Annotated in this window: 3 protein-coding genes; all 3 read left to right on the plus strand. The window is 74.7% G+C overall.

Annotated elements, in window-relative coordinates; translation table 11 throughout:
• The first annotated feature begins 391 nt into the window (after nt 1-391).
• The 3 genes from E1283_RS32050 (at nt 392) to E1283_RS32060 (ending at nt 4,691) form a co-directional block, all read left to right on the plus strand.
• A complete protein-coding gene (locus E1283_RS32050; protein WP_132821676.1) occupies nt 392-1,762 on the plus strand; it encodes a hypothetical protein in 1,371 nt (456 codons plus the stop codon).
• A gap of 173 nt (nt 1,763-1,935) precedes the next feature.
• Nucleotides 1,936-3,540 (plus strand): D-alanyl-D-alanine carboxypeptidase/D-alanyl-D-alanine endopeptidase, encoded by a 1,605-nt coding sequence (gene dacB, locus E1283_RS32055; RefSeq protein ID WP_165956321.1) that lies wholly within the window; start codon nt 1,936-1,938, stop codon nt 3,538-3,540.
• Between the two features lie 2 nt (nt 3,541-3,542).
• Nucleotides 3,543-4,691, plus strand: a complete 1,149-nt coding sequence (locus tag E1283_RS32060) for a serine hydrolase domain-containing protein (protein ID WP_132821678.1) — start codon at nt 3,543-3,545, stop codon at nt 4,689-4,691.
• Nucleotides 4,692-4,732 lie beyond the last annotated feature (41 nt).

Raw genomic sequence — 4,732 nt, forward strand, 5'->3', positions numbered from 1 at the left:
GCCCCAGCGAGTCGAGCCCCACCTCCTCCACCGACATCTCGGGCGACAGCTCGTCCGCCACGAACTGGAACTTCCCGACCAGGACCGACACGACGACGTCGTAGCTCGCACTCTGCTCACTCATGCTGTGCTCACTCATGGGGGGCAGTCTTACGGCCGATTGACGCCCTTTCGGGCATTGAGTGGCGTAATGCACCCGACTGCCGGACGGAATCCGCCGCGCCGGGAGACCGGGTCGGCCGGCCGGTGATCGCCGCCCTTTGAATCGATCGGAACCCTGTGCCTATCGTGAGGGACCGCGCACCGCGGTGTTCGACAAGGGGGGGTGGATCATGGGGCAGACGTCTGTCCGAAATCCGGCGGGCAGCGGCTCGGGCCGAGGGGAGCGGCCATGACGCCGCCCGCGCTGCCCCCGTTTCCCGTCGTGCCGCCGGCCCTCGGCCCGGCGCACCACACCGAGGTCATGGCCGACCGGGCCGTGGCCATCAACACGCTCCTGCGGGCCGACTTCTCCGCCGGGCAGCTGGCCTGGAAGGGCTTCGCGGTGGTGACCTGCTCGGTCGCCGCCATGATGGCCTCGGCCGGCTGGACGGAGACCGGCGCGGAGGACGGCGACGAGGCCGTCGGCGTGGCCATGCTGTTCCTGGGGGCGCTGGCACTGGCGATCGCGCTGTTCCTCCTGGCGCGCGGCGCGATCGCCCAGCAGGCGCGGAACCGACTGCTGCTCGCGTGGTTCCGGCTGCCGACGCATCCCGCCCTGCGGAACCTGCCGGAGCCGGCGCCGCACCCGGCCGGGCCGCTCGCCGGGCGGCCCGTGCTGCCCTCGCCGTTCACGGAGCGCCGGTTCCCCTGGGCGGCGCTCTCCGCGGTCTCCCTGCTGTTCGGCGTCGCCTTCGCGTGGCAGGCGCTCACCACCGGCTCGGGTGACGACGCCGGGACCGGGGATCCCATGGAGGACTGGATCATGCCGCTGGCCGGGGCCGTCCCGCTGCTCTGCGGCGGCGTCGCCGGTGGGTGGAAGGCGATCCGACCCACGCTCCTGGCCCGCGGCTCCGGCTGGCTCGGTCCCGGGCCGACCGACAGCCTGGTCGCACCGCGTCAGGGCTGGCGGACCGGCACCCGGCTCGAGATCCCCGACGTGCTGCGCCGGGTACGCCCTGGCGGCCCGTTCGACCGGTGGCACCGGTCGGTGGCCACCGGCGTGTTCGCGACGCTGGTCGCGGTCCCGGCGGCGGTCGTCTCCCTGATGTTGGGCGGCCAACTCGGCCGGCCGGCCCTGCTCGTCGCGATCCCCCTCGCCGTGCTGCTGCTGCACGCGCTCCTCTGCTACGACCTGCGCTGGTGGTTCTACCTGCCCGGGATGTTGGGGGCCGTCGCGCTTCTCGCCGTCGGCCTCCCCTACGAGCAGGCCCGGGTGCTGGACGCGCGCGGTGAGTGGACGCGGGCGGTCGTGGTGAGCGCCGAGACGAGCACGGTCAGATCCAGCACCACGACCAGCTGCCGACTCGAGACGCCGGACGGTGACCCGCTTCCCGGCAGGCTCGGTGGCTGCACGTCGCTCCTGGTCGGTGACGAGATCCGGGTGCTGACCGATCCCGAGGGGCGGGTGGGCCCGAGCCAGACGGCCCCCGATCCGACGGGCTGGCATGTCGCCCAGGGGCTCTTCGGCGTCGCCCTCACCGGGGCCCTCACGGCGGCCGCGGTCAGCGGCCACCGCTACCGCCGCGACAGGCCGCCGTCTCCCGTGGCGCCACGGGGGTGAGCGACACCGCCCGGGCCTGATCCGGCGGCCGGCGCCGCACCCCCGCCCGGCCGCCGGCCGTCATCGTCCCACCGCCCGCCTATGGGTCTCGTACGGCCGCGCCATCGGTCGCCCGTCGCCCGCCCTCGCTACAAGTGACGCCGATCGCTTGTGACCAGATGGAGGGAGAGGCGATGGACATCGGCGAAGGGCCGTCCAGGCGTGCCGTGATGGGGCTGCTCGGCGGGGTGCCGCTGGCGGCGAGCGGGGTCCTGGCGGCCGCGGGGACGGCGCGCGCCCGGCCCGCCGGACGGCGAACCGGTGCCGCGGAGCGGGAGTTGGCCGCCCGGATCGACGGGATCACCGGCCGGCCGGAGTTCGCCGGCGCCCGGTGGGGGATGGCCTGCTACGCGCCGGACACCGGCGCCTTCCACCACGCGCTGCGCCCGGACGAGCTGTTCACGGCCGGCTCGGCCTTCAAGGTCTTCGTCGCGGGCACCGCGTTCGAAAGGCTCGGTGCCGAACACCGGTTCCGCACCCGGGTGTACGGCACGGGCCCGGTGGTGCGCGGCGTGCTCCGCGGCGACCTGGTGCTGGTGGCCGGCGGCGACCTGCTGCTGTCCGGCCGGACGCGGCCCGACGGCACGCTCGAACTGCCCGAGCGGGACCCCAGCTACCCCGGTGGCGCGCCGCTGTCCGACCCGTTGCGCGAGATCCGCGACCTGGCCGCCCAGGTGGCGGCCGCCGGAGTGCGCCGGGTGGACGGACGGGTGCGGGTGGACGTCTCGCTCTTCCGGGAGGTCGAGGCGTCCGCCGCGATCGACGACCAACGGATCACGGTGTCGCCGATCATGGTCAACGAACACGTGGTGCACGCCGTCGTGACCCCGGGGAGCGTCGTCGGCGCCCCGGCGGTCGTGCGGGCGTTCCCGGAGAACGGGCACGTCCGTTTCGACGTCCGGGTGACGACGGCGGCCGCCTCTGGCCCGGTGGCGCGGCTGGGGTTCTGCGAGGCCACGACAGGCGGGGACGGCACCGTGACGGTTCCGGTCACCGGCGAGGTCCCGGTGGGCGGCCCGGTGCGGTACCAGCCGTACTTCGTGCGGGAGCCGGCGCGCTACGCGGCCACGCTGCTCGCCGAGGCGCTGACCGCGGCCGGTGTCCCCGCCACGCCGGGTGGCGCCGCCGGGTCGGGCTACCGGCGACACGGGCGGCGGCTCGCGGAGCACGTCTCGCCGCCGCTGGCGGAGTCCAGCAAGGTGATGCTCAAGGTCAGCTCCAACGTGCACACGGTCACCTTCCCCCGCCTGGTCGGCGCGGTCGCCGGCCACGACCCCGTGACGCCCGAGGCGACCTACGAGCGGTACCGGGACGCGCTGTTCCACGAGGCCGGCGTCCACCCCGACCGGGCGGACCAGGCCGAGGGGCTCTTCACGGCCGACACCTTCGTGCGGTTCCTCGCCCTGCTGAGGCACCGTCCCTACTTCCCGGCGTACCACCGGGCGCTGCCGATCATGGGCCGCGACGGCACCATCGCCGGCAACCAGCCGGACTCGCCGGCCGCCGGGCACGTCTTCGCCAAGACCGGCACCGCCGTGCGCCTGCTGCCCTCGGGCGAGGCCGAGGCCAACAAGTCCCTGGCCGGCTACGTGCACCTGCCCGACGGCCGGTGGGTCACCTTCGCCCAGTTCATGGCGGGCCCGACGACCCGGGACGCGGTGCTCGACCTGACGGACCGTACCCAGGAGGCGATGGCGGAGATCGCCACCGCCATCCACCAGACCCTCGGAGGACGTTGACGATGTTCGGTTCCCTCTCCAGGCGCGGACTGCTCGGCCTGTTCGGCGCCGCCTCCCTGACGGCCGGCGCCGCCGGCGACGCCGGCGCGGCCCCCACACGCCCGGGCGGCGGCGCGGCCTCCGGCGTCACCGAGGAGTTCGCGCGCTTCGTGGCGGCGGAGGCCGCCGCCGACCGGTTCTCCGGCACCGTGCTGCTCGCGCACCGCGGGCGGCCGGTGCTGGTCCGCTCGCACGGCATGGCCGACCGGGCGAGCTCGCGGCCCAACACCGAGGACACGGTCTTCTGCCTGGCCTCGATCACCAAGACCTTCACGGCGCTCGCCGTCGCCCAGCTCGCCGAGCGCGGCGCGCTGAGCTTCACCGACACCCTGGGCCACCACCTGGAGGGATTCCCCGCCGAGGTCGCGGACACCGTGACGATCCACCAGCTGCTCACCCACACCTCGGGCGTCGGCCGGCCGGCGATCGGCAACGGCGAACTCCCGACCTGGAGCAGCCACGAGGAGGTGATCGAGGGCACGGTGGACATCGCCCGGCGCACGCCGCTCCAGTTCACGCCCGGCACCCGGTTCGGCTACAGCAACGACGGTTACGTCGTCCTCGGCGCCATCGTGGCGCGGGCGTCCGGCGTCCCGTTCGTCGACCACGTCAGGCAACAGGTGTTCGAGCCGGCCCGGATGGGTCGCACCGGGTTCCCCGGTCGACCCGAGGCGCGGGCCGACGCCGCGGTCGCCCGCCCCTACTGGACCCAGCCGTCGGGCGAGCGGGTCGACCTCTTCTCCACCGACTTCGCCCCCTACAGCTACGGACCGGCCGGCGGCGCCTACACCACGGCGGCCGACCTGCTGGCCTTCGTCCGCGCGCTCACCGCCGGCCGGCTGCTCGGCCCGGCGCTCACCGCGCTGGTCACCGCCGGCAAGACACCGGTGCCGCCGGCCGACGGCTCGCAGGTCGAGTTCTACGGCTACGGCTACCGCGACGCCGTGGTGAACGGCCAGCGCGTCTGGGGCCACTCCGGTGGCGCTCCCGGCACGGCGACCCGGCTGGACGTCTTCCCGGACCGGGAGTGGGTGGCGATCGTGCTCAGCAACTACGACACGTCCGTCGGGCCGATCGTGAGCCGCGCCCGCGAACTGGTCACCGCCCGCTGACGAACCTGCGAAGCCCGCGAACTCCAGGGGGAGATCGCGGG

It is taken from the genome of Streptomyces hainanensis (assembly GCF_004348415.1).
In the GTDB taxonomy this organism is placed as follows: Bacteria; Actinomycetota; Actinomycetes; order Streptomycetales; family Streptomycetaceae; genus Streptomyces; species Streptomyces hainanensis.